This is a genomic window from Methylobacterium sp. D48H (assembly GCF_053345715.1).
The window spans coordinates 1-24,752 of record NZ_JBKFAP010000016.1 but is presented as its reverse complement, the minus strand read 5'-3'; the positions used below and the strand labels follow the sequence as shown (position 1 = coordinate 24,752).

The window sequence follows — 24,752 nt, the reverse complement described above, 5'->3', positions numbered from 1 at the left end:
GACCGGTCAGAAGTGCTGTTCGGGCAAATTCAGAAGTAAAAATTCCAATTTCTCAAATATAGTTATAAGAAATAAGCCGCCTCACAGAGTGTTGCTCAGAGGATACGAATCGAAAATGCGTCCGATTTTGAACGAACTATGACGATCTGACCTCGATGATCTTGGATATGGGGCGCGCGACCGGCCGGACGGGGCGGTGTCGGGGAGCGCGTCATGACACGAGGATATGGGGTCTCACTCGCCGCGCTGGCGGTCGTGCTGCTCGGTCCGGGCGCCCAGGCGCAGACAGCCGGCAACGGCGTCGACATCCTGTCGGGTTTCCGGCGGATCTGGATCCCCGGACGGACATACGACACCGGATCGCCCACGGCGCTCGGGGCGCCCCTCCTGCTGCGCAACATCCAGATCGTCGCCGAGCGGGCGCGGGAGCGGACCGGCGCGCAGGAGATCGCCGCCTATTACGACGACCGCCGCAACCAGAGCTACAGCGTCATCGACGGCCTCGGGCCGCTGACGCGGGCCTATCTGGCGGGATCGGGGGCGACCACCACGATCCCGGCCTTCGACGCGACCACGTCGCGCGTGCAGTACGTCGACCAGGGGACCGGTGCCGGCGTGACGACGTCGCCCCTCGGGAAGGTCGTGCAGCTGGTCAACGTGTTCCGGACCAACGCCTCCACCGGCCCGGCCAAGGACGCCTACAGCTATCCGCGCCCCTGGCGGCAGAGCCTGGACGGCCAGGGCCTCGGCCTCGTCGTGCCGCCCTCCCTTGGACCGGAGAAGAGCCCGACCCCCGCGACGGACGGCGGCTTCCCGAGCGGCCACACCAACGCCGCCTACCTGTCGGCCCTGGCCCTGGCCTACGCGGTCCCGCAGCGGTTCCAGGAACTGCTCACCCGCGCGAGCGAGCTCGGCGACAACCGGATCGAGGCGGGCATGCACTCGCCCACCGACGTGATCGGCGGCCGCGTGCTGGCGACCTACTTCGCCATCCGGGCGCTCAACGACCCGGCGAACGCGGCCCTGCTGGGCCAGGCCTTCGCGCAGGCGCAGAGCTACCTGAGCCAGGCCTGCGGCGGCCCGCTGGAGCGGTGCGCCCACGCGCTCCTGGATCCGGCCACCGACCGGTTCTCCGACTACGCGCGCAACAAGGCCGCCTACACGGCGCGCCTGACCTACGGCCTGCCTCCGGTCGGGCCTACGGACCGTCCGCCGGTGGTCCCCGTGGGTGCCGAGGCGCTGCTCGCGACCCGCTTTCCCTACCTCACGGCGGCGCAGCGCCGCGACGTGATCGCGACCACGGAGCTGCCCTCCGGCGGCTTCCTCGACAACGGGCTGGGCTACGACCGCATCAACCTGTTCGCCGCCGCCGACGGCTACGGCGCCTTCAACGGCACGGTCACCGTCACGATGGACGCGGCCCGGGGCGGGTTCTCGGCCTACGACGTCTGGCGCAACGACATCGGCGGCGCGGGCGGCCTCGCGAAGCTCGGCAGCGGGACGCTGGTCCTGACCGGCGCCAACACCTACGCGGGCGGCACGACGATCGGCGGCGGGACGCTCGTCGGCCATGCCGGCGCCTTCGGCACGGGCGCCATCGTCGACGACGCGGCGCTCGTCGTGGATCAATCGACCGACGGGACGCTGGCCAACGCCGTCTCGGGCTCCGGGACCCTGATTAAGACCGGGGCGGGCACCCTCACGCTCACGGGGCTCAGCACGCTGACGGGCGCCACCGCCGTGCAGGCCGGTCGGCTCGTCGTGAACGGCGGCCTCGCCCACTCGGTCGTGTCGGTGCTGCCGGGGGCCGAGCTCGGCGGCTCGGGCACGCTGGGCGGGATCGTCGCGCTCGCGGGCGCCACGGTGGCGCCGGGCAATTCCATCGGCACGCTCACGGTCGCCGGCAACGTCGGCTTCGCGCCGGGCTCGACCTACCGGGTCGAGGCCGACGCCGCCGGCCGGGCCGACCGGATCGCCGCCACCGGCACCGCCACCCTGTCGGGCGGCACCGTCCAGGTGCGCGCCGCCTCCGGCGCCTACAACCCGCGCACCACCTACACGATCCTCTCCGCCGCCGGCGGCGTCTCCGGCCGGTTCGCCGGCGTGACCGCGAACCTCGCCTTCCTCAACCCGGGCCTGCGCTACCGGACCGACGCGGTCGACCTGACGCTCACCCGCAACGACGTGCCCTTCGCCGCCAGCGCCACCTCGCGCAACGGCGCGGCCGCCGCCAACGCGATCCAGGCGATCGGCGCCGGCCGGCTCTACGACGCGGCGGTCGCCTTCACGGCCAACGAGGCCGGCAGCGGCTTCCGGGCGCTGGCCGGCGACATCCACGCCGGCACCGTGTCCACCGCCTACGAGACCGCCTTCTTCGTGCGCGAGGCGGTGCTCGACCGCCTGCGCTGGGGCGATCCCGGTGCCGGGCTCGACGCCGGCGCCCTGCCGGCCGCCGACGCGGCCGACCTGCCCGGCCGGGCCCCGGTGGTGGCGACCGTGCCGGTGCGCACCCTCGACCCGCAGGTGTTCGGGCTCTGGGGCCAGGGCTTCGGCGCCTTCGGCACGGCCGATGGCGGCGGCAACGCGTTCGACCTCGACCGGCAGATCGCCGGCTTCGCGGCCGGCGCGGACGTGCGGCTCCCCGGCGGGCTGCGCTTCGGCGCGGTCGGGGGCTACACGGAGGCCTTCCTCGACAGCGCGGGCCGGGCGGGCGGCGCGAGCCGGGCGGAGAGCGCGACGCTCAGGAGCGGGTTCGGCGGCCTGTACGGCGGCTACGAGCTCGGCCCGCTGTCGCTGCGGCTCGGCGCGCTCTACGCCGACACGGACGCGCGCACCCGCCGCGCGGTGCAGTACGGCCTGTCCGACACGCTGAGCGGGCACGGCGGCGGCTCCACGGTGCAGGGCTTCGGCGAGATCGGCTGGAGGATCGCGCTGGGCACGCCGGCGGCGCGCTTCGTCGAGCCGTTCGCGGGCGGGGCCTATGTCGGCATCCGGCGCGGCGCCTTCGCGGAGGCCGGGGGCGCGGCGGCGCTGGCGAGCTTCGCGCGGGACTACGACCTCGGCGCGGCGACGGTGGGCGTGCGGGCGCAGGCGCGCCTGGACCTGGGCCTCGGCCTGCCGGTGACGCTGCGGGGTCTCGTCGGCTACCGGCGCGCGTTCGGCGACGTCGTGCCTACGGCTCTGCTGGCCTTCGGGGCGGGCGGCCCGGCCTTCCTGAGCGCGGGCGTGCCGATCGCCCGGGACGCGCTGGTGGCGCAGGTGGGCCTGGACCTGGCGGTGGCGCCGGACGCGAGCCTGGGCGTGGCCTACACGGGCCAGACCGGAGCCCGCGCCCAGGATCAGGCCGTGACGGGCCGCTTCACCCTGCGGTTCTAGCGCGCGACGCCTGCGCGCCGACGAAGTCCACGAAGGCGCGCAGCGGCGCCGGCAGGTGCCGCCGGCCGGGATAGTAGAGGAACGGGCCGGAGAAGACCTGCCACCAGGGCTCCAGCACCGGCACCAGGGCGCCGCTCGCGAGCTGCGGCCGCAGCCAGTCCTCGAACAGGTGGACGATCCCGGTGCCGGCGACCGCCGCCTCGACCGCGAGGTCGCTGGCGGCGACCCGCACGATCAGAGGCCCGGAAGGGTCCACCCGGACGATGGTGCCGTCGTGCTCGAACTCCCACGGCGCCGTCAGGGCGCCGCTGGGGAAGCGCCCGAGCAGGCAGGCATGGCCCAGGAGATCCCGCGGGTGCTCCGGCCGGCCGCGCTTCTCGAGATAGGCGGGCGCCGCCGCGGTGGCGAAGCGCTGCCGCCGCGGGCCGATCGGCACGGCGATCATGTCCTGCTCCAGCCGCTCGTCGTAGCGGATGCCGGCGTCGCAGCCCGCCGCCAGCACGTCCACGAACCCGTCCTCGACCACCACTTCCAGGCGGATCTCCGGGTAGGCCGCCAGGAAGGGCGGCACGAGCGCCGGCAGCACCAGCCGGGCAGCGCTCAGCGGCACGTTGAGCCGGAGCGTGCCCGCGGGACGGTCGCGGAACCCGTTCACCACGTCGAGGGCGGATTCCACCTCGGCGAGCGCCGGCCCGAGCCGCTCCAGCAGGCGGGCCCCCGCCTCGGTCGGCGCGACGCTGCGGGTGGTGCGGTTCAGGAGGCGTACCCCCAGGCCCGCCTCCAGCCGGCGCACCGCCTCGCTGAGGCGCGACGCGCTGCCGCCGCCGGCGCGGGCGCCTTCGCGGAAACCGCCGGCCCGCGCCACGGTCACGAAGGCGGCGAGGTCCGTGAGATCCTGGGTCATCGTTCGAGAATCCGCACGGCCCGTGCCGATTGTTACGGCTTATCGGCGCAAAGCGTGGCGTCTACATCCGGAGCGCCAACAGGAGATCCGTCATGACCGCCATCACCGCCATCACCGCCGACATCGCGCAGGCCGGGACCTTCCCCCTCGGCGGCCGGAAAGTGAAGCGGCTCGGCTACGGGGCCATGCAGCTCGCCGGGCCCGGCGTGTTCGGACCGCCGAAGGACCGCGCGGCGGCGGTCGCGGTGCTGCGCGCGGCCGTGGCGGCGGGGGTCGACCACATCGACACGAGCGACTTCTACGGGCCGCACATCACCAACCAGATCATCCGCGAGGCGCTGCACCCCTACCCGGACGGGCTCGTGATCGTCACCAAGGTCGGCGCCACGCGCGGGGCCGACGCCTCGTGGAACCCGGCCTTCTCGGCCGCGGACCTCACCCGGGCGGTCCACGACAACCTGCGCAACCTCGGCGTCGACGCCCTCGACGTGGTCAACCTGCGCCTGATGTTCGACGTCCACGGCCCCGCGGAAGGCTCGATCGAGGCGCCGCTGACGGTGCTGGCGGATCTCCAGCGCCAGGGGCTGATCCGCCGGATCGGCCTGAGCAACGCGACGCCCCGGCAGGTCGCGGACGGGCGGCGGATCACCGACATCGTCTGCGTGCAGAACCAGTACAATCTCGCCCATCGGGGCGACGACGCCTTCATCGACGATCTGGCGGCGGCCGGGATCGCCTACGTGCCGTTCTTCCCCCTGGGCGGGTTCAGCCCGCTGCAGTCGGACACCCTGTCGGCGGTGGCGGCCGGGCTGGGCGCGACGCCCATGCAGGTGGCGCTGGCGTGGCTGCTGCGCCGGTCGCCCAACATCCTGCTGATCCCGGGGACGTCGTCCCTCGGCCACCTCCGCGAGAACCTCGCGGCGGCCACGCTCGCGCTCCCGGATGAGGCGATGGCGGCGCTGGATCGGATCGGGGCGGCGTGAACGGTTCCCGTCCGGACGCCTCGGTTGCGGTCTCCCTCACCGTCATCGCGAGCGCAGCGACGTGACCCAGGGCAGCGCGACGACGGCGGGCGTCGCGCCGTCTGGATCGCTTCGCTCCGCTCGCAAGGACGGCGGTGCGGAAAAGAGAGACCCGAGGCCTACTTCGCCGTCATGCCGGCCACCATCGGGCAGCCGCCCTCGCTCATCGGGCGGAAGGCCTGCTCGGCCGGGATCGTCTCCAGCACCTTGTAGAGATCCCACGCGCCCTTCGACTCGGACGGCGCCTTGGCCTCGAACAGGTACATCGGGTGGATCTTGCGCCCGTCCGGCCGGATCGTGCCCTTGCCGAACAGCGGGTCGTCGGTCGGCATCTCCTTCATCTTGGCGACCACGGCGGCGCCGTCCTTGGCCGAGTGCAGGGCCGCCACCGCCTTCAGGTAGTGCAGCGTGCTGGCGTAGACGCCCGCCTGGTAAGAGGTCGGCTTCTTGCCGGGCATGCGCTTCTCGAACCGCTCCGCGAAGGCCCGGGTGCCGTCGTTGAGGTCCCAGTAGAACGAGGCGGTGAAGGCGAGGCCCTGCGCCACGTCCAGGCCCAGCGAGTGGATGTCGGTGATGGCGATCAGCAGGGCGGCGAGCGTCTGGCCGCCCTGGCGGATGCCGAACTCGTGCGCCTGCTTGATGGCGTTGGCGGCGTCGAGCCCGGCATCGGCGAGCCCGATCACCTGCGCGCCCGAGGCCTGGGCCTGGAGGAGGAACGAGGAAAAGTCCGGGTTCGGGAACGGCGTGCGCACGCCGCCGACGACCTTGCCGCCGTTCTTCTCCACCACCGCCTTGGTGTCGCGCTCCAGGGCGAGGCCGAAGGCGTAGTCGGCGGTGATGAAGTACCAGGACTTGCCGCCGCGCTTGAGGATGGCCTTGCCGGTGCCGTTGGCCAGCGCCGCGGTGTCGTAGGTCCAGTGCACGGTGTTGGGCGTGCAGGCCGGGCCGGTGAGGTCGGCGGTGCCGCCGCCCGAGTTGATGAAGGCCTTGTTCTTCTCCTTGGTGATCTGCGCGATGGCGAGCGCCACCGAGGAGGTCGGCACGTCGAACACCGCGTCGACGCCGTCGCGGTCGTACCATTGCCGGGTGATGGAGGCGCCGACATCGGGCTTGTTCTGGTGGTCGGCGGCGACGACCTCGACCTTCAGGCCGTGCGCCTCCGGCTTGAAATCCTCGACCGCCATGCGGGCGGCGACCACCGAGCCCTCGCCGGTGGAGTCGAAGTAGACGCCGGAGCGGTCGTTCAGCACGCCGATCTTCACCGGCACGAGGTCGGCCGCGAGCGCCGCGCCGGCGCCGAGCGCGCACAAGCTCCCGAGCAGCGCCGCGGCGCGGTGGCGGAGCGTCATGTCTCTCTCCCTGTCGTGTCCACCCGGCGGCGTTGATCGCCGCTCGGAATGTTTCCGAAGGCAGAGTATCCGTGGCGGTCCGCGGCTGAAACGGGTGCGCGTGAGGATGCCGGCGATCCGTCAGGGGCAGCCTTCGCGAGGTGCTGCCCCCGTCTTTGCGAGCGGAGCGAAGCAATCCAGCAGCACCACGCTCGCCGAGGTCGCGCTGCCCTGGGTCACTTCGCTGCGCGCGCGATGACGGGGAGCGGCGGCGATCGGCCTCTCAACCGCCCCGCGGCGCCAATCCGAAGATCGCCCGCGCCTGATCGGGCGTGGCCGGCTCCCGGTCGAGATGGGCCAGAAGGCTCACGGCTTTCTCCACCAGGGCGGCGTTGCTCGGCGCGAGCGTGCCCCGGGACAGGTACAGGTTGTCCTCCAGCCCGACGCGGACGTTGCCGCCCATGCCGGCGGCGACCGCGAGGATCGGGAACTCCTCCCGGCCGATGCCGAAGGCCGACCAGACCGCGTCCTCCGGCAGTCGGGCGCGCATCGCCACGAGGGCCTCCGGCGTCGCGGGCGCCCCCCAGGGGATGCCGAGGCAGATCTGGAACAGCGGCGGGCGCGCCAGATGCCCCTCGGCGATCAGGTGCCGGGCCAGCTCGATCTGGCCGAGATCGAACACCTCGATCTCGGGCTTCACGCCCGCGTCGCGGATGTGGCCCGCCATCGCCCGCAGGTGGCCGGGGGTGTTGAGGAACAGGTGCTCGCCGAAATTCATCGTGGCGATGTCGAGGGTGCAGATCTCCGGCCGCAGCGCGCCGACATGCCGGGTGCGGACCTCCGGTCCCACGAAGGTCGTGCCCGGGCCGGCGACCGACGGGTCGGGGTCGCCCGGCACGAACCGGCCTCCCGCCCCCGTGGTCAGGTTGAGGATCACGGCGTCGTTCTTCTCGCGGATCCGCTCCACCACCTCGCGGTAATGGGCGAGCTCCATGCTCGGCGCGGCCGTCTCGGGGTCGCGGACGTGGATGTGGACCACGGCCGCCCCGGCGGCGGCGGCCTCGAGGGCTGATCGGGCGATCGCCTCCGGGCTCACCGGCACGGCCGGGTTCTTCCGCGGCGTGTCGAAGGAGCCCGTGAGGGCGCAGGTGATGACGGTCGTGCTCGCCATGTGTGTGCTCCCCGAGCGTCAGATCGCTCCGCCGTCGACCGTGATCGTCTCGCCGGTGATGTAGGCCGCGCCCGCGCCCAGGAAGAAGATCGTCTCGGCGATGTCCTCCGGGCGGGCCATGCGGCCGAGCATCGTGCGCCCCACGGTCGAGGCCTTGCGCTCTTCCGACCAGGGCTCGGTCCAGGGCGTGGCGACGAGGCCGGGCGCCACCGCGTTGACGCGCACGTCCGGCGCCAGCGCCCGGGCGAGGCTCCGGGTCAGGTTGATGAGTCCGGCCTTGCTCGCCGAGTAGGCGACCGACGAGCCGCGCCGCCCGAGGCCGGCCACCGACGCGGTGTTGACGATGGCGCCGCGGCTCGCCTTGAGGGTCGCGGCCGCGGCCTTCGCGCAGCGGAACGGCCCGAGCAGGTTGGTCGCCAGGATCGTGGCCCAGAAATCCTCGGTCATCGCGTCGAGGTCCTCGAAGGCGATGGGCGTGGTCGTGCCCGACGTGCCGGCATTGTTGACGAGCACGTCGAGGCCGCCGAGCCGGTCGATGCCGGCCGCAACCATCGCCTCGGCCTCGCCCGCCCTCGACACGTCGCCGGGCAGCGCGATCACCGCGAATCCGGCTCCGGCGAGCCGGGCGGCCTCTTCGGGGCCGCGGGGATCGTCCGGCAGGTGGTTCAGCGCCACGGTGGCGCCGTTGCGGGCGAAGATCGCGACGGTCGCGAGCCCGATCCCCGACGAGGCTCCGGTGACGAGGACGCGCCGTCCGGACAGGTCCGCTCCGATCATGATCCCTCCATCCGGCCGATCCCGGCCATCGCCGCCTTGAGCGCCAGGAGCTTGCGGTCGCGCTCGCGGAACAGCTCTTCCGGCGGCCGCCCGCCCCAGTCGAAGTAGCCCTTGCCGGCCATCACCCCGGTCCGGCCCTCGGCGCACAGGGCGTCGAGGGTCTCGGAGCGGGTGCGGGGCGGCGGCGGCGCGTAGCTGCCGTTGGCGAGCGCCCGCTGCGTCAGCTCCAGGCCGGTGAAGTCCGCCTTGGCGAGGTGGCCGAGGATCGGGATGCGCAAGGCGAGCCCGTGGACGATCGCGTCGTCGATGTCCCGCGGCGCGGCGACGTCCTCGTCGAGGAGCCGGAACACCTCGGCGCTGATCGCCTGCTGGATGCGGTTGGCGACGTAGCCGGGGATGAAGCGCTTCAGCACGATCGGGACCTGGCCCAGGCCGCGCACGAACTCGGCCATGGCGGCGACGACCGCCGGGTCCGTGCCGGGCCCCGGCACCACGTCGACGAGGTCGACGATGTAGGGCGGCGTGTACCAGTGCAGGATCAGCGCCCGCGCCTGCCGGCGCTCCGGGATCAGCGGGAAGACGTCGAGGTAGCTGGTGTTGCTGGCGAGGATCGCGTCGGCCGCGCAGAGCCGGTCGAGCTCGGAGAAGAGCGCGCGCTTGGCCTCCGGGTTCTCGGTGATCGCCTCGATCACGAGGCCCGCGCCCGAGACCGCCGCGTCGAGCGCCGCCTCGACCCGGACGGCCCGGGCCAGCCGCGCGGCATCCCAGCCCTCCGGGGCGGCGCCGGCCTCCCGCAGGGTCGCGAGGGCGGATTCCATCAGGCCGGGGATCCGCGCCCGGGTCTCGGGCCGCGTGTCGGTGATCCGCACGCCGTGGCCGGCGAGCGCCAGCACCAGGGCGATGCCGTGCCCCATCACGCCGCCGCCGACGATCGCGATCTCGCCCATGCCGCACGCTCCTGTCCCTGCCCCGGGCTCCTCTCGCGGGAATCCTCGGGTCGTCCGTCCGGCCTCAGCCGCCGCGCTGGTCCCGGCGCATCATGAAGGCCAGCTTCTCGAACAGGCTGACATCCTGCTCGTTCTTCAGCAGCGCCCCGTGCAGCGGCGGGATCAGCTTGCGGCCGTCCTGCTCGCGCAGGGTCTCGGGGGCGATGTCCTCGGAGACGAGGAGCTTCAGCCAGTCGAGCAGCTCCGAGGTCGAGGGCTTCTTCTTGAGGCCCGGCACCTCGCGCATCGCCAGGAAGGTCCGCAGGGCCTCCTCGACGAGGCGGTGCTTGATGCCCGGATAGTGGACGTCGACGATGCGCTGCAGCGTCTCGGAATCGGGGAACTTGATGTAGTGGAAGAAGCAGCGGCGCAGGAACGCGTCCGGCAGCTCCTTCTCGTTGTTCGACGTGATGATCACGATCGGCCGGCGCACGGCCTTCACGGTCTCGCCGGTCTCGTAGACGTGGAACTCCATCCGGTCGAGTTCGGTCAGCAGGTCGTTGGGGAACTCGATATCGGCCTTGTCGATCTCGTCGATGAGCAGGACCGGGCGCTCGGGCGCGGTGAACGCCTCCCAGAGCTTGCCGCGCCGGATGTAGTTGGAGATGTCCGAGACCCGGGGGTCGCCGAGCTGGGAGTCGCGCAGGCGCGAGACCGCGTCGTACTCGTAGAGCCCCTGCTGCGCCTTGGTGGTCGACTTGATGTTCCAGACGATCAGCGGCGCGCCCAAACCCTTGGCGATCTCCTCGGCCAACACGGTCTTGCCGGTCCCGGGCTCGCCCTTCACGAGGAGCGGCCGCTCCAGGACCACGGCGGCGTTGACCGCCGCGGTGAGGTCGGGGGTCGCGACGTAGGTCTCGGTTCCGGAAAAGCGCATCGCGGTCTCGGAGAGAGGGGCTCGGGCCAAGGGGTAGCGCGCCGCGCCGCCGGGCCGCAAGCGCCGAGCCCTCCCGGCCGTCCCAGTCGGTGCCGGCCGATGCGCCCACCGAACGGTCCACGCCGTCATCACGAGCGAAGCGAAGTGACCCAGAGCAGCGGGACGTTCGGAGGCGTGGCGCTACCCTGGATTGCTTCGCTTCGCTCGCAAGGACGGTGGCGCCGCGAGCGATCTCAGCCCTTCTCGTGCCAGACGCAGTTCCGGGCGAGGATCTCGAGGTTGACGTCCGACTTCTGCGGCTGCGGCAGGGTCTTGCCGTCCATGGCGAGGTCGATCTTGATCTCGACCTGGCCCTTCGCCTCGTTGGAGCGGCGGGAGAAGTAGCAGTACTGCTGGTAGGGCTGCTCGGCGCTGTCCTTGAAGTTCCAGCCGGTCACGATCTGCCCGTCGAGGTAGGGCACCTGCTTGAACACCGTGAAGGTCGTGTTCACCGCGGCCTTGGAGGCCGGGGCGGCGTCGTTGCCGAGCTGCGCCTTGGTGGGCGTCGGCGTCGCCGGCGCCTTGGGCAGGCCCTCGAGCTTCAGGGTGTTGTCGGTGAGCGTGACCTCGCCCTTGGTCTTCAGGGTCACGTCCGAGAGCGCCGCCTGCATGGCGGCGGCGATCTTCTCGGCGGCGGTGTCGAACTGGTTCAGGGTCGCCCAGCCGTAGGCCGCCGCGCCGACGCCGATGCCCGCGAGGCACGCGAAGGCGCCGAAGCCCAGCGCCCGGAACAGGAAGGCCCGGGCCGCGACGTAGCTCGAATCCGCCCGCAGGCGGGAATTCACCTGCTGGGCGAGGGCGATGTTCTCGGGGGTCCCGCTCGCGACGTAGTTCATGCGCCGGCTCCAGCGGCAGGGAGGGTCGGGCCCGGATGGGTCTGGTTCGGCAGCGCCTGCTGGCCCTGGGCCGGCCGGTTCATCGGGATCACCGCGCCCGACGCGTTGGCGGCGCGCGGCAGGATCGGCTCGGGGTGCGAGCGCAGGGCGTCGGCGATCGCGTCGAGCATGTAGGGGGCCGCCTCCGGGTTCACGGCGGCGCCGAGATCGTCCTCGTCCATGAAGGTCCGGCGGGTCGAGACCGCGCAGAGCGCCAGGATCGTCGACGCGAAGGCGGCGCAGACCGCGGGCAGGAACACGAAGATCCGCAGGAAGGCGTGGACCTGGCTCTCGGTCACGTCGATCGGGTCGACGCCGTAGACCATGGCGGTGAAGGAGTGGAGCTGCGAGCGGTTGACCGCGTTCCGGTAGCCCTGCTCGGCGTCGGCCACGCGCCGGTCGGCGGCGCCCGGATCGAGGGCGGCGCGCGCCTTGCGGGCCTCCTCCAGGTCCTTGATCATCCCGGCGCGGTCGGCGGACGCCTTGGCGACGCCCTGCGACAGGGCGGCGACGCGGGGATCGGCCACGCATTTCAGGTTCTGGTACTTCCGGCCCTTGCTGTTGGTGCCGAAGACCCGCTCGCAGCGCTGGGCCGGGAGGCCGGCGAGTTGCTGGGCGTTGTCGGCGGAGCGCTTCTCGATCTGGTCGAGCTCGGCCGTGTACTGCGCCACGCGCTCGTCGGCCGCCTTGATCCGGTCGCCGATCGTGGCGCGGTCGGCCTGGGCGTCCTTCAGGGCGGTCTTGGTCCGGGCCGCCTCCATCAGGCGGGGATGGAACATCATCTCGCCGAGCTGCGACACCGACTTGGTGGTCACGCCCGCCGCGAAGATGATGCCCAGCACGGCGAGGCCGCGCACGAAGTAGGAGCGCTGGGTCCGGGCCAGGATGCCGAGCGGCACGCGGCACAGCTCGACCGCGGCGTAGACCAGCGGCGCCAGCAGCATGAAGTAGAAGGCGTGCCAGTCGCCGTCGCTGTAGACGCCCGCGAACAGCCACGCGCCCCAGAGCGAGGCGCCGATCACCATGAACTCGACGAGGTACGCGATCGCCACGTAGCCCCACTTGATGCGGTAGCCCTTCTCGACGTGGCGCTGGTGCCGCCAGCGGTCCGACTCGAGCTTCCACTCGCGCTTCTCGCGCTCGAGGTCGCGGCTGGGGGGCGCTGCCGGACCGGCAAATATCGATTTGATGGAGATCATCGGCCTCGTCGCATCCATCCGGTCCAGTTCCGGGCCGAGCCCGGCCGAGCTTAACCCCCGGTTAACTCAGGCGTGTATGCGCGCATTGTGCCGATTTTGGGCCGCGTTGCACGCCTTCACCGCATGCCTCCTTTGGATGCCGTCCGCATCCCGCGTGCCGGTGACCGAAATGTCTCACCCGCGCCTGTATCCGGCTTGTGTCGGAACGCACATCCGCGGGGTCGATCGCGGCCGGAACCCGGTTGCCCCGGGGGCGCCGCCGACCCATGATCGCGCGGCCGTGAGCGGCGCTCCCCACCCCCGAGAGACGAGGTTCGATCCGCCGCCGATGCCAGAGGTCCACGCCGGCTCCTACAAGGAAGCGATCCTGTTTCTCGTCACAGCGGGCATCGTGGTGCCGCTGTTCCACCGCCTGCGGATCTCGCCGGTGCTCGGCTTCATCGGCGCCGGGGCCCTGCTGGGGCCCTTCGGACTCGGCCGGCTGGCCGACACCTATCCCTCCGTTCACCTCTTCACCATCGGCAACCGGGCCGAGATCTCGCACCTCGCCGAGTTCGGCGTGATCTTCCTGATGTTCATGATCGGGATCGAGCTGTCGTGGGAGCGCCTGCGGGTGCTGCGTCGGCTGGTCTTCGGCCTCGGCTCCCTGCAGGTGGGCTGCTCCGCGCTGATCCTCGGGGCGATCCTCTACGGGCTCAACGTGCCGATCACCGGCGCGGTGATCGTCGGCATCGGCCTCGCGCTGTCGTCGACCGCGGTGGTCCTGCCGGTCCTCGCCGAGCAGAAGCGGCTGAACGCGCCGACCGGGCGCACGAGCTTCGCGGTGCTGCTGTTCCAGGACCTGGCGGTGGCCCCGGCCCTGTTCGCGATCGCGGTGCTCGGCCGCGACGACGGCGGCGACAAGGGCTGGGCCCTCGCCCTGGCGCTGGGCCAGGCGGCGATCGCACTGGCCCTGATCGTGGTGGCGGGCCGCCTCGCCCTGCGCCCGCTGTTCCAGCTCGTGGCGCGCACGCGTTCCACCGAGCTGTTCATGGCCGCCTGCCTGCTGGTCATCGTCGGCACGGCGCTGACCGCGGCGGCGAGCGGCCTGTCGATGACGCTCGGCGCCTTCGTGGCCGGCCTGCTGCTCGCCGAGACCGAGTACCGCCGGGCCATCGAGGCGACGATCGACCCGTTCAAGGGCCTGCTGCTCGGCGTGTTCTTCGTCTCGGTGGGCATGAACCTCGACCCGGCGCAGCTGATGGCGACGCCGGGGGCGATCATCGGCCTGTCGCTGGCGCTCGTCCTGATCAAGGCCGCCGTGGTGATGATGGCGGCCCCCGTGCTGAAGATCCCCCGGCCGGTGGCGCTGGAGACGGCGCTCCTCCTCGGCCCGGGCGGCGAGTTCGCTTACGTGCTGATCGGCGGTGCCATGGCCACCGGCCTGGTGCCGGAAGAGGTCGGCGCGGCGGCCCTCGTGGTGACCACGGTCACGATGATCATGATCCCGGCGCTCGCCGCCGTCGGCCGCCGGCTCAAGCTGCGGGCGACCGCCAGCGCCCAGGCCACCGCCAAGGCGGAGCCGGTGCCGGAGCGCGTGGGGAACCGGGTGATCGTCGCGGGGTTCGGCCGCGTCGGCCGGCAGGTCGGCGAGATGCTGGAGCGGCACAAGATCCCGTACATCGCCCTCGATTCCGACGCCGCGCGGGTGGCCGAGCAGCGCCGCGCCGGGGCGCCGGTCTATTTCGGCGACAGCGGCAACACCGAGATGCTGCGCCGCTGCGACATCGCCACGGCCCGGGCGCTGGTCGTCACCCTCGACAATCCCCGCGCCGTCGAGGCGGCGGTGGCGGCGGCCCGCGCCGAGCGGCCGGACCTGACCATCGTGGCCCGGGCCCGCGACGCCCGCCACGCCTCCTCGCTCTACGAGCTCGGCGTCGACGACGCGGTGCCGGAGACGATCGAGGCCTCGCTGCAGCTGTCGGAGGCCGTTCTGGTCGATGTCGGCGTGCCGATGGGGCTGGTGATCGCGTCGATCCACGAGCGGCGGGACGAGTACCGCGCCCTGCTGAAGAAGCGCGAGGGCGAGTCGAAGCCGATCTTCCGGGCCCGCCGGACCGTCGGGAAGGCACTCGGCAAGGTCCCGGTCAAGCGGGAGCCCGAGCGCCAGGAGGCGGCCGGCCAGGAGGCCTGAGGGGGCGGCCTGAGGGGACGGCCTGAGGCGGGAGATCCGAGCGGAGGTCCCGGGGGCCCCGCTCAGATCAGGACCGGGTGCGCGTCCTCGTGCTTGGCCCGCCGCGCCGCGCGGCTGCGCGGCGCCGGCTCGAACCCGTCGGCGAAGCTGCACTGGTAGACCAGCTCGTCCGCCGGCCCGAGGCCGGTGACCAGGGGCACCGTCACGGTGTCGCCGGAGAAGCGCCAGCCGCGGGCGCCCTTGTCCCAGTAGAGCCAGACCGTCCCGGGATAGCCCCGCAGGGTGAAGACCGCGGCCTTGCGCGACAGGGCCTGCACCGCCCGCGGGGCGTACATGCCCTTGTCGCGGTAGGCGTCTCGTGTCGCCTCCGGCTGGCGGTCCATGAAGGTGTTGCGCACCAGCTGAATCGTCGCCCCCGGCTTCCCGAGAAACCGCTTGAATTCCGTCAGATTCCGCAGGATGACCGCCATCGCAGGTCTCCTCGCTAGCTCCGTGTCGGCCGCGCTGCCGCGTCCGCACACACTCGATGTCCCGAGTTGAGCGATTCCCATGACCGATTGAGTGACTGGGCGAGGCTTGTCCGGTCACATATCAACAGATTCGACGACTTATGCCCAGGTTATGAGTCCCATCGGGTCGGAGAGACTCGTTTGGGCGCCGGAATCGGCGCTGCCGACGGGGCTGAATCTTGTCGACCATCGGCGAAGACTCGGAAGTCCTTCGGAAAAGTCCTGCCACGCTCGGCGGCGCGCCGACCGATTCGCGCGGGCTTGACCCGGACGCCCGGCTGGCGCGTTCTCCCGGCATGCTGCTGCAGTTCTTCACGGCCCTCCGGGACGCCAAGGTCCCCGTCTCCCTGAAGGAGTACCTGACCCTGATCGGCGCCCTGGACCGGGGCCTCGCGGAGCACGACGTCGAGGCGTTCTACTTCCTGTCGCGCACCGCGCTGGTGAAGGACGAGGCGCATCTCGACCGGTTCGACCGGGTGTTCGGCACGGTGTTCAAGGGGCTGGAGACCCTGGGCGAGGCGGTCGAGCCCGCCGCGATCCCGGAGGAATGGCTCCGGAAGCTCGCCGAGAAGTACCTGACCGAGGCCGAGAAGGCGGAGCTGAAGGCGCTCGGCTGGGACAAGCTGTTCGAGACCCTGAAGCAGCGCCTCGCCGAGCAGAAGGGGCGCCACCAGGGCGGCTCGAAATGGATCGGGACCGGCGGCACCTCGCCCTTCGGCGCCTACGGCTACAATCCCGAGGGCATCCGCATCGGCCAGGACGGCAACCGCAACTTCCGGGCGGTGAAGGTCTGGGACAAGCGCGAGTTCAAGGACCTCGACGACGACCGGGAGATCGGCGCGCGCAACATGCGCCTGGCGCTGCGGCGCCTGCGCCGCTTCGCCCGGACCGGCGCGGCGGAGGAGCTCGACCTCGACGGCACGATCCGCGCGAGCGCGCGCCAGGGCTACATCGACGTGAAGCTGCGGCCGGAGCGGCGCAACGCCGTGAAGGTGCTGCTGTTCCTGGACGTCGGCGGCTCGATGGACTGGCACATCGAGCAGGCGGAGGCGCTGTTCTCGGCGGCGCGCTCGGAGTTCAAGCACCTCGCGCACTACTACTTCCACAACTGCCCCTACGAGGCGGTCTGGACCGAGAACCGACGGCGCCACGAGGCGAAGACGCCGCTCCTCGACGTGATCCGCACCTACGGCAGCGACTACCGGCTCGTCTTCGTGGGCGACGCCTCGATGAGCCCCTACGAGATCGCGACGCCCGGCGGCTCCGTGGAGCACTGGAACGAGGAGGCGGGTGCCACCTGGATGCAGCGGCTCCTCGACCATTTCCCGAAGGCGGCGTGGCTGAACCCGGTGCCCGAGACGCACTGGGGTTACACGCAGTCGATCGGCATGATGCAGCGGCTGGTCGCCGGCCGGATGTTCCCCCTCACCCTGGACGGGCTCGACGCGGCGGCGCGGGCGCTGGTGCGATGACAGGTGCGTTTACGGCCTCACAGCGCGACGCGACCGGAGGCGATGCCGTCCTCGCGAGCGCAGCGAAGCGATCCGGCAGCGCCGCATACGCGGACGTCGCGCCACCCTGGGTCGCTTCGCTGCGCTCGCGAGGACGGGCGGGGATCGCGCGACCGAGACGGCTTCCGTCTCAGCCCTGCTGGGACGGCGTCGTCACCACGAGGCCGTCCATCGCCGGCGTGATCTTGATCTGGCAGGAGAGGCGGGAATTCTCGCGGACGTCGCTGGCGAAATCCAGCATGTCCTGCTCCATGTCCTGCGCCTTGCCGACCGTGTCGATCCAGGCGTCGGCCACGTAGACGTGGCAGGTGGCGCAGGCGCAGGCGCCCCCGCACTCCGCGTCGATGCCCGGGACGTTGTTGCGCATAGCCGTCTCCATCACGGTCGCGCCGACGCTGCCTTCGACGGTCCGCTCCGTCCCGGCGTGGTCGACGTAGGTGATCTTGGGCATGCTGGGGGCTCCGGGCTCGCGTCGAGCGCAATCTGTCCGACGGGCGGCGTGCCTGCTTGGCGGCTGGAAACGCGGAATGCAAGCGCGGCATTAGACACCGGTCCCGGATCGATCGCCGCATTGGGCGACACCGTCAGGCGCGCGCCTCCGCGATCTCCGCCAGCGCCCGCGCGACCGCGGCCGCGAGGTCGTCGACCGGCACCGCCCCGGCGCCGGCGCGCAGGCGCGTCTCCGCGGCGTCCGCGAGCGCCCGCACGTGGATCGCCCCGACGCCCGCGGCCGAGCCCTTCAGGGTGTGGGCGAGGTCGGCGCGCTGCGCCCGCGGCAGGGCCGGGTCGGCGAGGCGCGGCAGGATCGACCGGCACTGGCCGGCGAACAGCTCCAGGACCTCACGGGCGAGGTCGGCGTCGCCGCCGGTCTGGGCCTCGAGTTCCGCGGGGTCGATGGCCTGCATGTTCGGGCTCCCGGCATCCGGATTCGTCGGGGATTGCGGATCTGATCCACACAATTCACCCCCTGATTCGCCGGGTGGGGATCGCGCCCGACCCCTCCCCTGCGGCAGGATGGTGGCGGCGGCGAGCGACGGGCCCGGTAACCATTCGGTTAACCTTTTCTGGGGCCGGTCGAGGGCTCGGGTATCGGCAGTCGCTGCCCGAGTTTAGTCTTGTAATGGTAAACGGGGCGTTGCGTCTCCGGCTCAAGCCTCTTCAGGCGCCGGTGAACCCGTGTAACGAGGCGTTGTATGGCGACCGAGAAGAAGCTGAAGGACCCGGCCGAGGCCGCGCTCTCTGCGATCGAGCAGGCGCTGAACCTCGACGCCCTGACGCCGAACGGCACCGACGGTCGCGCCGAGCCGCGCCTGCCCGATGTCGGTGACGCCGACCCGCTGCGCGACGGCGGTCTCGACGCCGGCCGGACCATGCCGCCGCGCCTCGACCTCGACCCGCCGCTCGCCTCCGACCTGCCGCCGCCGGGCCTGGACCGCCCCCGCCGCGAAGGCGGCCTCCTGCCCCCCGACCGCTCGCTCGTGGCCAACGACGACCGGCGCAACATCGGCATCCTGCAGCAGACCCTGCGGGTGCGCTCCTCGCCCAAGCCCTACCTGCTCGCCCTCGCGGCCGGCGCCGTCTGGATCGGCGCCCTGGTGCTGATCGCGTGGTCGAAGTCCGACGGCGACCTGCGCGCCGTCCTGTCGGGCCTCTCGGCCCTCCAGGCGAGCGTCGGCGCCGCGGCCCTGTTCGGCCCTGTGGTGCTGTTCGTGATCGCCGCCATGCTGGCGGTGCGCGCCCAGGAGATGCGCCTCGTCGCCCGCGCGGTCGGCGAGGTCGCGGTGCGCCTGGCCGAGCCCGAGAGCTTCTCCACCGACGCGGTCCTGACCATGTCGCAGACCGTGCGCCGCGAGGTGGCGGCGGTGGGCGACGGCGTCGAGCGGGCGCTCGCCCGGGCCGGCGAGCTGGAGACCCTGGTGCGCGGCGAGATCGCCACCCTGGAGCGGGCCTATTCCGACAACGAGATCCGGATCCGCTCCCTCGTGGACGAGCTGGTCGCCCAGCGCGAGGCGATCGTCACCAACGCCGAGCGGGTGCGCAGCGCCATCACCGGGTCGCACCAGAGCCTGAGCCAGGACCTGGAGGGCGCCTCCGACCGGATCGTCTCCGCGGTGACCGGCGCGGGCGAGCGCGTGACCGGCGCGCTGGAGACCCGCGGCGCCGCGATCACGGCCTCGCTGGGCGAGGCCGGCGACCGGGTGGTCAACCTGATGACCGCCCGCGGCAGCGACCTGATCGACACGCTGGCGGCCACCAGCCAGGAGGTGCGCGGCAGCTTCCAGGAGGTCGGCGAGACCCTGACCCGCAGCTTCGAGGACCGCGCCGGCACGGCGACCGGCGCCTTCCAGGCCGCCGGCACCGCCCTGGCCGAGCGCCTGTCGGAGAATGCCGGCGCCCTCACCCGGACCCTGGAGGAGACCGGCAGCCGCGTGAGCGACGCGCTGGAGCGCCAGGCCGGCACGGTGCGCGAGACCTTCGAGCGCTCCGTGACGGGGCTCGAATCCGCCTTCCTGTCGCGCGGCTCGGAGCTGACCGAGCGCTTCGGCGCCATGGGCGCCGAGATCACCGCCCGCTTCGCCGAGACCGGCTCGGCCCTGACCCAGGACATCGCCGGCCGCGGCCTCGCGCTGCGCGCCGAGATCGAGAGCGCCGGCCTGTCGGTCGCCGAGACGATCGAGGGCCGCGGGCGCGACGCCCAGGCCGCCCTGGCGCTCGCCGCCAGCGGCGCCGGCGAGACCCTGGCGGCTCGCGCGGGCGCCGTGCGCGACGACCTCGTCGGCACCGCCGAGCGGATCGCCGAGGCCCTGTCGGAGCGCGGCGGCGCCCTCGCCGAGCGGATGGACGGCATCGCGGCGCGCCTCGACGAGACCGTGACGGTCCGGGCCGCGGACCTGGAGCACCGGGTCGCGGCGGCGGCCGAGCAGGCCGGCGGCAGCATCGCGCACCGGACCGAGACGGTCGCGGCCAACCTCGAGGCCGCCTTCGCGGCCCTGGGCCGGGGCTTCGAGACGGGGGCCTCCTCCGCGGTCCAGTCGCTGCGGGGTACCGTCGAGGGCCTGTCGGGCGAGATCGACGGCCGCACGGCCGAGGCGGTCGCGGCGCTCCGGCGCGGGGCCGAGGCGGCCACCGATGCCCTGCGCGGCACGGCCGAGGACGCCACCGGCGCGGTCGAGGCCCGGACCCTCGAGGCCGTGCGGGTGTTCGAGCGCCGGGTCGCGGATTCCGCCGCCGCCCTGTCGGCGCGGACCGAGGAGGCGGCCGCCGCGCTGCGGGCCGCCGCCGATCAGGCGAGCCAGGCCGCCGAGACGCAGACGCGGGACGCCGCCGCCCGGCTCGCCGCGGCGCTGGACACCCTGCGCAACGCCTCCGGCGAGGTCACCGGCGCGGTCGAGGCCGAGACCGCGATCCTCACCGCCCGGTTCCGCGACGCCGCCGACCGGGCCGGCACCGAGCTCGGCGCCCGCGGCACGGACGCCGTCGCGGCGGTCCGCGCCGCCCTGGACGATCTCAACCGCGAGCTCGCCGCCCGGACCGGCGACGCCACCGGCAGCCTCGCCGAGGCCGCCCGCGCGATCTCGGCCGACCTCGCCGCCCGGATCGGCGAGATGGAGGCGGCCTTCGGCGAGCACGGCCGGAGCGTCGCCGAGCTGCTCGCCGGCCACGCCGACGAGACCCAGGCCCGGATCAGCGGCACCGGCCGCGACATCGTGCTCGCCGTGGCGAGCCAGGGCGCCCGCATCGCCGACACCCTCAGCCAGACCGGCGCGAGCTTCGCCGAGACCGCCGACGGCCGGGTCCGGGCGATCGACGAGACGCTCGGCAACCGCCTCGCCGCCCTGCAGGAGACCATCGCCCGCGGCGACATCCTGGCCGACCGGATCAACCGCGACACCGCCGCGCTGGGCGAGACCGTCGGCGCCCGGCTGGAGGAGATGGACCGCCTCCTCACCGGCAAGGGCGAGGCCGTCGCCGAGACGATCGCCACCCGGGCCCGCGAGGCCGGCAGCCTGATCGAGACCCATCTCGGCGGCCTGGAGACGCGCTCGGCCGAGCGGGCCGCCGCCATCGCGGCCGCCGTGGCGGCGCTGGTCGGCCAGATCGACGACCATCTCGGCAGCCGCGCGAACGCCGTGGACGACGCGCTGCGCGCCCGGACCGACGAGATGGCCCGCGTCATGGCCGAGGGCCATCGCGGCCTGATGGAGATGCTGGAGGGCCGCACCTCCGGGCTCGGCCAGGACATCGCCCGCCACACGGGCGAGATCGCCCGGCGGATCGAGGAGAGCGCCGGCCATTTCGACACCGGCGTCATCGGCCGCCTGCAGGCGATCGCCGAGACCCTGGACCAGCGCGCCCGCCTCGTGGACGAGAGCTTCGGCGTGCAGGCCTTCGAGGCGATCCGCCTGATCGAGGCGCGCACCCGCGCGGTGGACGAGGAGCTGGCCGGCCGGACCCGCGACCTCGTGGCGATGATCGCCGACCGGACCGGCGGCCTCGACGGCGCCATGGCCGAGCGCGTCCGCGCCCTCACCGGCACCATCGAGGAGGCCACCCGCGGCCTCGAGGCCGCGCTGGCGAACCGCGCGGATTCGATGATCCGCCTGGTGGACGAGCGCACCGAGAACGCCGACGCGGCGCTGGCGGCCCGCACCGAGGCCGTGCACGCGGCCTTCGCGGAGCGCGCCGACCTCATCGGCCGCCTGATCGACGAGCGCATCGCCGCCATGTCGGGCGAGCTCGACGAGAAGGGCCGCGCCGTGTTCGGGGCGATCGGCGGCCGGATCACCGAGCTCGCCCGCCTGCTCGACCGCGGCGGCACCTCGCTGGCCGAGCTCATCGACCAGCGCGGCGAGAGCGTGCTCGCCAAGCTCCAGCAGACCATCGCGGACGCCGAGCGGATGCTCGATGCCGGCGAGGGCCGCCTGGGCCACACCCTGTCGAGCCGCACGGCCGACATCAGCGGCCTCCTCGACGAGGGCGTCCGCTCGGTCCACACCCTGCTGGACGACCGCACCAACCAGATCCGCGTCCTGCTGGACGACCATGCCGGCACCCTGGCCGCCACTCTGGACGGCCGGATGGGCCCGATCCACGAGGCGCTGGACGGCCGCGGGCAGGCGATGGTCGCCGCCCTGGAGGGCGCGTTCGGCTCCGCCACCGGCGCCCTGGACGACCGCACCCGCCAGCTCGGCAGCCTGTTCGACGAGCGGCTGGGCCACCTCGAGAGCCTGGTCGACGGCCGCGGCACCCGCCTTGCCGACACCCTCACCGCCCGGGCCCAGGCCCTGCGCACCCTGTTCGAGGAGGCCCAGTCGGCCCTCGACGGCGTGGTCGAGGGCGGCGGCGGCCGCTTCGCCGCCGCGGTCGACGCCCGCATCCAGTCCCTCCGCGCGGTGCTGGAGGAGGCGCCCGCCGCCGTCTCGGCGCTGGTGGAGACCCGCGAGCGCCAGCTCGCCGCCACCCTCGACGCCCGCACGCAGCGCCTCCACACCCTGTTCGAGGAGGCCCAGGCCGGCCTGCGCGACCTCGTGGACGGGCGCGGCCAGGAGGTCGCCGACGCCATCGCGGCCCGGACCGAGGGCCTGCGCACGACCCTCGACGCGGCGCCCGCCCAGATGGCGGACCTGCTGGACACCCGCCTGTCCGACCTCCAGGGCCTGTTCGAGCGGGCGCAGGGCGAGATCGACCGCCTCGTGGACACCCGCGGCCGCCAGATCGCCGGCACCATCGAGCACCGCACCCAGGCGCTCCAGACCACGATCGAGGGCGTGAACCCGGCGATCGCCGGCCTGCTCGAGGAGCGCGAGAACCGCCTCGCCGAGACCCTCAAGGAGCGGACGGGCGAGCTGCAGACCCTGTTCGACCGGGTGCAGAACCGCCTCGGCGCCCTGGTCGAGGGCACCGGCCGCGACGTGTCCGAGCGGGTCGACGCGCGCGTCGAGACCCTGCGGGCGACCTTCGAGCAGGCGCGCGCCGCGATCGAGGGCCTGCTGGAGGACCGCGGCCAGGCCCTGGTGGCGGCCGCCGAGGGCCGGACCGGCGCCCTGGTGGAGGTGTTCGACGCCCGCCTGCGCGCCCTCGACGGTGCCGTCGAGGGCCGGACCGGCGCCCTGGTCGAGACCTTCGACGCCCGCCTGCGCGCCTTGGACGGCGCCGTCGAGGGCCGCACCGGCGCCCTGGTCGAGACCTTCGACGCCCGGCTGCGGGAGCTGGACGGCGTGGTCGAGGGCCGCACCGCGGCCCTGGCGCAGGCCGTCGAGGCGCAGAGCGAGGCCCTGGCCCGCGGCGTCGACGCCCGCGCCGACGCCTTCACGCAGCGCATCGACAGCCGCATGCGGCTGTTCGCGACCCTGGTGGCGCAGCGCGCCGACACCCTGGCCACCGCCTTCGACGACCGCCACGAGGCCTTCGCGGGCCTCATGGACGAGCGCACGGCGTCCCTGGTCGCCGCCCTCGACGAGCGGGCCCGCGCCCATGCCGAGCAGGTCGAGGCCCACAACGCGGCCCTGGCCGAGACGCTCAGCCGCCGCGAGGCCGCGCTCGCCGGCCTGATCGACGCCCGCACCGAGGCCCTCGGGGCCGGGTTCGAGCGCCGCGCCACGGCGCTCGGTGCCCTGGTCGACGCCCGCGGCGAGGCCCTGTCCCGACGCCTCGCCGAGAGCGCCGAGACCCTGGTGCGCGCCATCGAGGAGCGCGGCGGCGCGCTGCTCGCCAGCGTCGAGGGCAGCGGCCGCGCCGTCGGCGACAGCCTGGAGGGCCATGTCGAGCGCCTGCGCGGCGCCATCGACGGGCCGATGATGGACCTGTCGCGGGCCCTGTCGGACCGGGCCGAGGCGATCGAGCGGACGCTCGCCGAGACCGGAATGCCGCTCGCCGAGAGCCTGCGGGAGCGGACCGAGGAGCTGGCCGTGCAGTCGCGGGCCTCGGCCGAGCTGCTGCGCGCCGCCGTCGAGGACGGCGCGGGCCGCACCCTCTCGGAGTTGTTCGAGACCAACGACCGGATGGGCCGCGAGCTCGGCGCGCTGCTGCAGCGGATCGAGGCCGCCAACACGGCGCTGACCGACCTCGTGGCCGGCGCCGACACCAATCTCGGCGCGATCGAGCAGGGTCTCGCCGGCCGGATCGAGCAGGTCCAGGGGGCGCTGGAGCGCATCGCCGCCGAGACCGGCCGGGCCAGCGCCGGCGTCTCGGCCCAGGTCGAGGCCCTGCGCGGCGCCGCCGACGGGGCGCTCAGCGAGGCCTCGCGCCTCGCCGAGACCCTCGACGGCCGCGGCCGCTCCCTCGGCGAGCAGACCGCCGCGCACGTGGCGGCCCTCGACCGGGCCGCGGCCTCCCTGGCGGCCATCGAGGAGCGCCTCGACTCGGCCCTGTCGGGCCGCGAGACCAAGCTGACCGAGGCGCTGGCCGCGTTCGAGGCCCGGGCCGCCGCCCTGGAGCAGAACGGCACCGCCCTGGCCCAGACCATCGAGCAGACCCTGCGCGCCGCCGAGGAGCGTGCCCGCAGCGTCGGCGAGTCCCTGGCCCAGTCGGCCCAGGGCGCCGGGGCCTCGGTGACGAGCGCCTTCGCCGACCTGAAGGACAGCGCCAGCGCCGAGGGCGAGAAGGCCGCCCAGGGCGTCCGGCAGGTCATCGAGGAGGCGGCCCGCGAGATGCGCAGCGGCTTCCAGGAGGCCCAGGCCAGCTTCGGCGACTCCTTCTCGGCCCTGCGCGAGATGGCGGGCTCGATCCGCGGCGAACTCGACGCGACCCGCGCCGAGCTCGCCAAGGGCGTCCTCGAGCTGCCGCGCGAGACGCAGGACGCCACCGGCGAGATGCGCCGGGTGGTGGCGGACCAGATCAAGGCCCTCAACGAGCTGTCGTCCCTGGTCTCCCGCTCCGGCCGCGCGGTCGACGTCGCCCAGCCGCAGGCGCAGCCCCAGCGCCGGGTCGCGGAGAGCGGCGGCCGCGCCGTCGCGGCGGCGGCGCCCGCCGCGGCCCCGGTCGCACCGGCGATGCCGACGGCGGCC

Annotated in this window: 16 protein-coding genes; 5 read left to right on the top strand and 11 right to left on the bottom strand. The window is 73.4% G+C overall.

Going from position 1 to position 24,752, the window contains the following annotated elements; all coding sequences use genetic code 11:
* Window positions 1–213: 213 nt before the first annotated feature.
* A complete protein-coding gene (locus ACLBX8_RS21775; RefSeq protein ID WP_447715735.1) occupies window positions 214–3,375 on the top strand; it encodes an autotransporter domain-containing protein in 3,162 nt (1,053 codons plus the stop codon).
* On the opposite strand, the gene ACLBX8_RS21770 is transcribed toward ACLBX8_RS21775, so the two are convergent.
* On the bottom strand, window positions 3,359–4,279 hold the full coding sequence (locus tag ACLBX8_RS21770; RefSeq protein ID WP_447715734.1) for a LysR family transcriptional regulator: 921 nt from the start codon (window positions 4,277–4,279) through the stop codon (window positions 3,359–3,361). The genes ACLBX8_RS21775 and ACLBX8_RS21770 overlap by 17 nt on opposite strands.
* Before the next feature lie 92 nt (window positions 4,280–4,371).
* On the opposite strand from ACLBX8_RS21770, the gene ACLBX8_RS21765 reads away from it, so the two are divergent.
* Window positions 4,372–5,262 (top strand): aldo/keto reductase family oxidoreductase, encoded by an 891-nt coding sequence (locus ACLBX8_RS21765; RefSeq protein ID WP_447715733.1) that lies wholly within the window; start codon window positions 4,372–4,374, stop codon window positions 5,260–5,262.
* Window positions 5,263–5,420: 158 nt separating this feature from the next.
* Here the strand turns inward: ACLBX8_RS21765 and ACLBX8_RS21760 are convergent, their stop codons facing one another.
* From ACLBX8_RS21760 to ACLBX8_RS21730, 7 genes are all read right to left on the bottom strand, one after another.
* Window positions 5,421–6,650, bottom strand: a complete 1,230-nt coding sequence (locus tag ACLBX8_RS21760; RefSeq protein WP_447715732.1) for an ABC transporter substrate-binding protein — start codon at window positions 6,648–6,650, stop codon at window positions 5,421–5,423.
* 262 nt (window positions 6,651–6,912) lie between these two features.
* Complete coding sequence (locus tag ACLBX8_RS21755; RefSeq protein WP_447715731.1) at window positions 6,913–7,800, bottom strand: 3-keto-5-aminohexanoate cleavage protein; 888 nt, start codon at window positions 7,798–7,800, stop codon at window positions 6,913–6,915.
* Window positions 7,801–7,818: 18 nt separating this feature from the next.
* A complete protein-coding gene (locus tag ACLBX8_RS21750; protein WP_447715730.1) occupies window positions 7,819–8,577 on the bottom strand; it encodes an SDR family NAD(P)-dependent oxidoreductase in 759 nt (252 codons plus the stop codon).
* Window positions 8,574–9,524, bottom strand: a complete 951-nt coding sequence (locus ACLBX8_RS21745; protein WP_447715729.1) for a 3-hydroxyacyl-CoA dehydrogenase family protein — start codon at window positions 9,522–9,524, stop codon at window positions 8,574–8,576. The genes ACLBX8_RS21750 and ACLBX8_RS21745 overlap by 4 nt, the downstream gene beginning before the upstream one ends.
* A gap of 64 nt (window positions 9,525–9,588) precedes the next feature.
* Window positions 9,589–10,440, bottom strand: a complete 852-nt coding sequence (locus ACLBX8_RS21740) for an AAA family ATPase (RefSeq protein ID WP_056532716.1) — start codon at window positions 10,438–10,440, stop codon at window positions 9,589–9,591.
* Between the two features lie 233 nt (window positions 10,441–10,673).
* Window positions 10,674–11,315 (bottom strand): hypothetical protein, encoded by a 642-nt coding sequence (locus tag ACLBX8_RS21735; RefSeq protein WP_020092351.1) that lies wholly within the window; start codon window positions 11,313–11,315, stop codon window positions 10,674–10,676.
* Window positions 11,312–12,571, bottom strand: coding sequence for a hypothetical protein (locus ACLBX8_RS21730; RefSeq protein ID WP_020092350.1), 1,260 nt, complete (start codon window positions 12,569–12,571; stop codon window positions 11,312–11,314). Before ACLBX8_RS21730 ends, ACLBX8_RS21735 begins: the two co-directional genes overlap by 4 nt.
* Before the next feature lie 310 nt (window positions 12,572–12,881).
* Here ACLBX8_RS21730 and ACLBX8_RS21725 point away from each other — a divergent pair, with 310 nt between their 5' ends.
* Window positions 12,882–14,726, top strand: a complete 1,845-nt coding sequence (locus tag ACLBX8_RS21725) for a cation:proton antiporter domain-containing protein (RefSeq protein WP_447699077.1) — start codon at window positions 12,882–12,884, stop codon at window positions 14,724–14,726.
* 62 nt (window positions 14,727–14,788) lie between these two features.
* Here ACLBX8_RS21725 and ACLBX8_RS21720 read toward each other — a convergent pair whose 3' ends face one another.
* Entirely contained in the window at window positions 14,789–15,196 is a 408-nt protein-coding gene (locus ACLBX8_RS21720) for a hypothetical protein (protein WP_447699078.1), read from the bottom strand.
* 335 nt (window positions 15,197–15,531) lie between these two features.
* Here ACLBX8_RS21720 and ACLBX8_RS21715 point away from each other — a divergent pair, with 335 nt between their 5' ends.
* Entirely contained in the window at window positions 15,532–16,707 is a 1,176-nt protein-coding gene (locus ACLBX8_RS21715; RefSeq protein ID WP_447699079.1) for a vWA domain-containing protein, read from the top strand.
* Window positions 16,708–16,876: 169 nt separating this feature from the next.
* Here ACLBX8_RS21715 and ACLBX8_RS21710 read toward each other — a convergent pair whose 3' ends face one another.
* Together ACLBX8_RS21710 and ACLBX8_RS21705 are read right to left on the bottom strand one after the other, a co-directional pair.
* Window positions 16,877–17,197: a 2Fe-2S iron-sulfur cluster-binding protein gene (locus tag ACLBX8_RS21710; RefSeq protein WP_020092346.1), complete on the bottom strand. Its 321-nt coding sequence runs from the start codon at window positions 17,195–17,197 to the stop codon at window positions 16,877–16,879.
* 133 nt (window positions 17,198–17,330) lie between these two features.
* Window positions 17,331–17,651 (bottom strand): Hpt domain-containing protein, encoded by a 321-nt coding sequence (locus ACLBX8_RS21705; protein WP_091680223.1) that lies wholly within the window; start codon window positions 17,649–17,651, stop codon window positions 17,331–17,333.
* Window positions 17,652–17,939: 288 nt separating this feature from the next.
* Here ACLBX8_RS21705 and ACLBX8_RS21700 point away from each other — a divergent pair.
* On the top strand, window positions 17,940–24,752 hold a 6,813-nt coding region (locus ACLBX8_RS21700), incomplete at its 3' end, for an apolipoprotein A-IV repeat region-like domain-containing protein (RefSeq protein ID WP_447715728.1).

Excerpts from the sequence above, each read along its gene's own strand:
- ACLBX8_RS21775 (WP_447715735.1), top strand. The coding sequence starts at position 214 with ATGACACGAGGATATGGGGTCTCACTCGCCGCGCTGGCGGTCGTGCTG.
- ACLBX8_RS21770 (WP_447715734.1), bottom strand. The coding sequence starts at position 4,279 with ATGACCCAGGATCTCACGGACCTCGCCGCCTTCGTGACCGTGGCGCGG.
- ACLBX8_RS21765 (WP_447715733.1), top strand. The coding sequence starts at position 4,372 with ATGACCGCCATCACCGCCATCACCGCCGACATCGCGCAGGCCGGGACC.
- ACLBX8_RS21760 (WP_447715732.1), bottom strand. The coding sequence starts at position 6,650 with ATGACGCTCCGCCACCGCGCCGCGGCGCTGCTCGGGAGCTTGTGCGCG.
- ACLBX8_RS21755 (WP_447715731.1), bottom strand. The coding sequence starts at position 7,800 with ATGGCGAGCACGACCGTCATCACCTGCGCCCTCACGGGCTCCTTCGAC.
- ACLBX8_RS21750 (WP_447715730.1), bottom strand. The coding sequence starts at position 8,577 with ATGATCGGAGCGGACCTGTCCGGACGGCGCGTCCTCGTCACCGGAGCC.
- ACLBX8_RS21745 (WP_447715729.1), bottom strand. The coding sequence starts at position 9,524 with ATGGGCGAGATCGCGATCGTCGGCGGCGGCGTGATGGGGCACGGCATC.
- ACLBX8_RS21740 (WP_056532716.1), bottom strand. The coding sequence starts at position 10,440 with ATGCGCTTTTCCGGAACCGAGACCTACGTCGCGACCCCCGACCTCACC.
- ACLBX8_RS21735 (WP_020092351.1), bottom strand. The coding sequence starts at position 11,315 with ATGAACTACGTCGCGAGCGGGACCCCCGAGAACATCGCCCTCGCCCAG.
- ACLBX8_RS21730 (WP_020092350.1), bottom strand. The coding sequence starts at position 12,571 with ATGGATGCGACGAGGCCGATGATCTCCATCAAATCGATATTTGCCGGT.
- ACLBX8_RS21725 (WP_447699077.1), top strand. The coding sequence starts at position 12,882 with ATGCCAGAGGTCCACGCCGGCTCCTACAAGGAAGCGATCCTGTTTCTC.
- ACLBX8_RS21720 (WP_447699078.1), bottom strand. The coding sequence starts at position 15,196 with ATGGCGGTCATCCTGCGGAATCTGACGGAATTCAAGCGGTTTCTCGGG.
- ACLBX8_RS21715 (WP_447699079.1), top strand. The coding sequence starts at position 15,532 with ATGCTGCTGCAGTTCTTCACGGCCCTCCGGGACGCCAAGGTCCCCGTC.
- ACLBX8_RS21710 (WP_020092346.1), bottom strand. The coding sequence starts at position 17,197 with ATGCCCAAGATCACCTACGTCGACCACGCCGGGACGGAGCGGACCGTC.
- ACLBX8_RS21705 (WP_091680223.1), bottom strand. The coding sequence starts at position 17,651 with ATGCAGGCCATCGACCCCGCGGAACTCGAGGCCCAGACCGGCGGCGAC.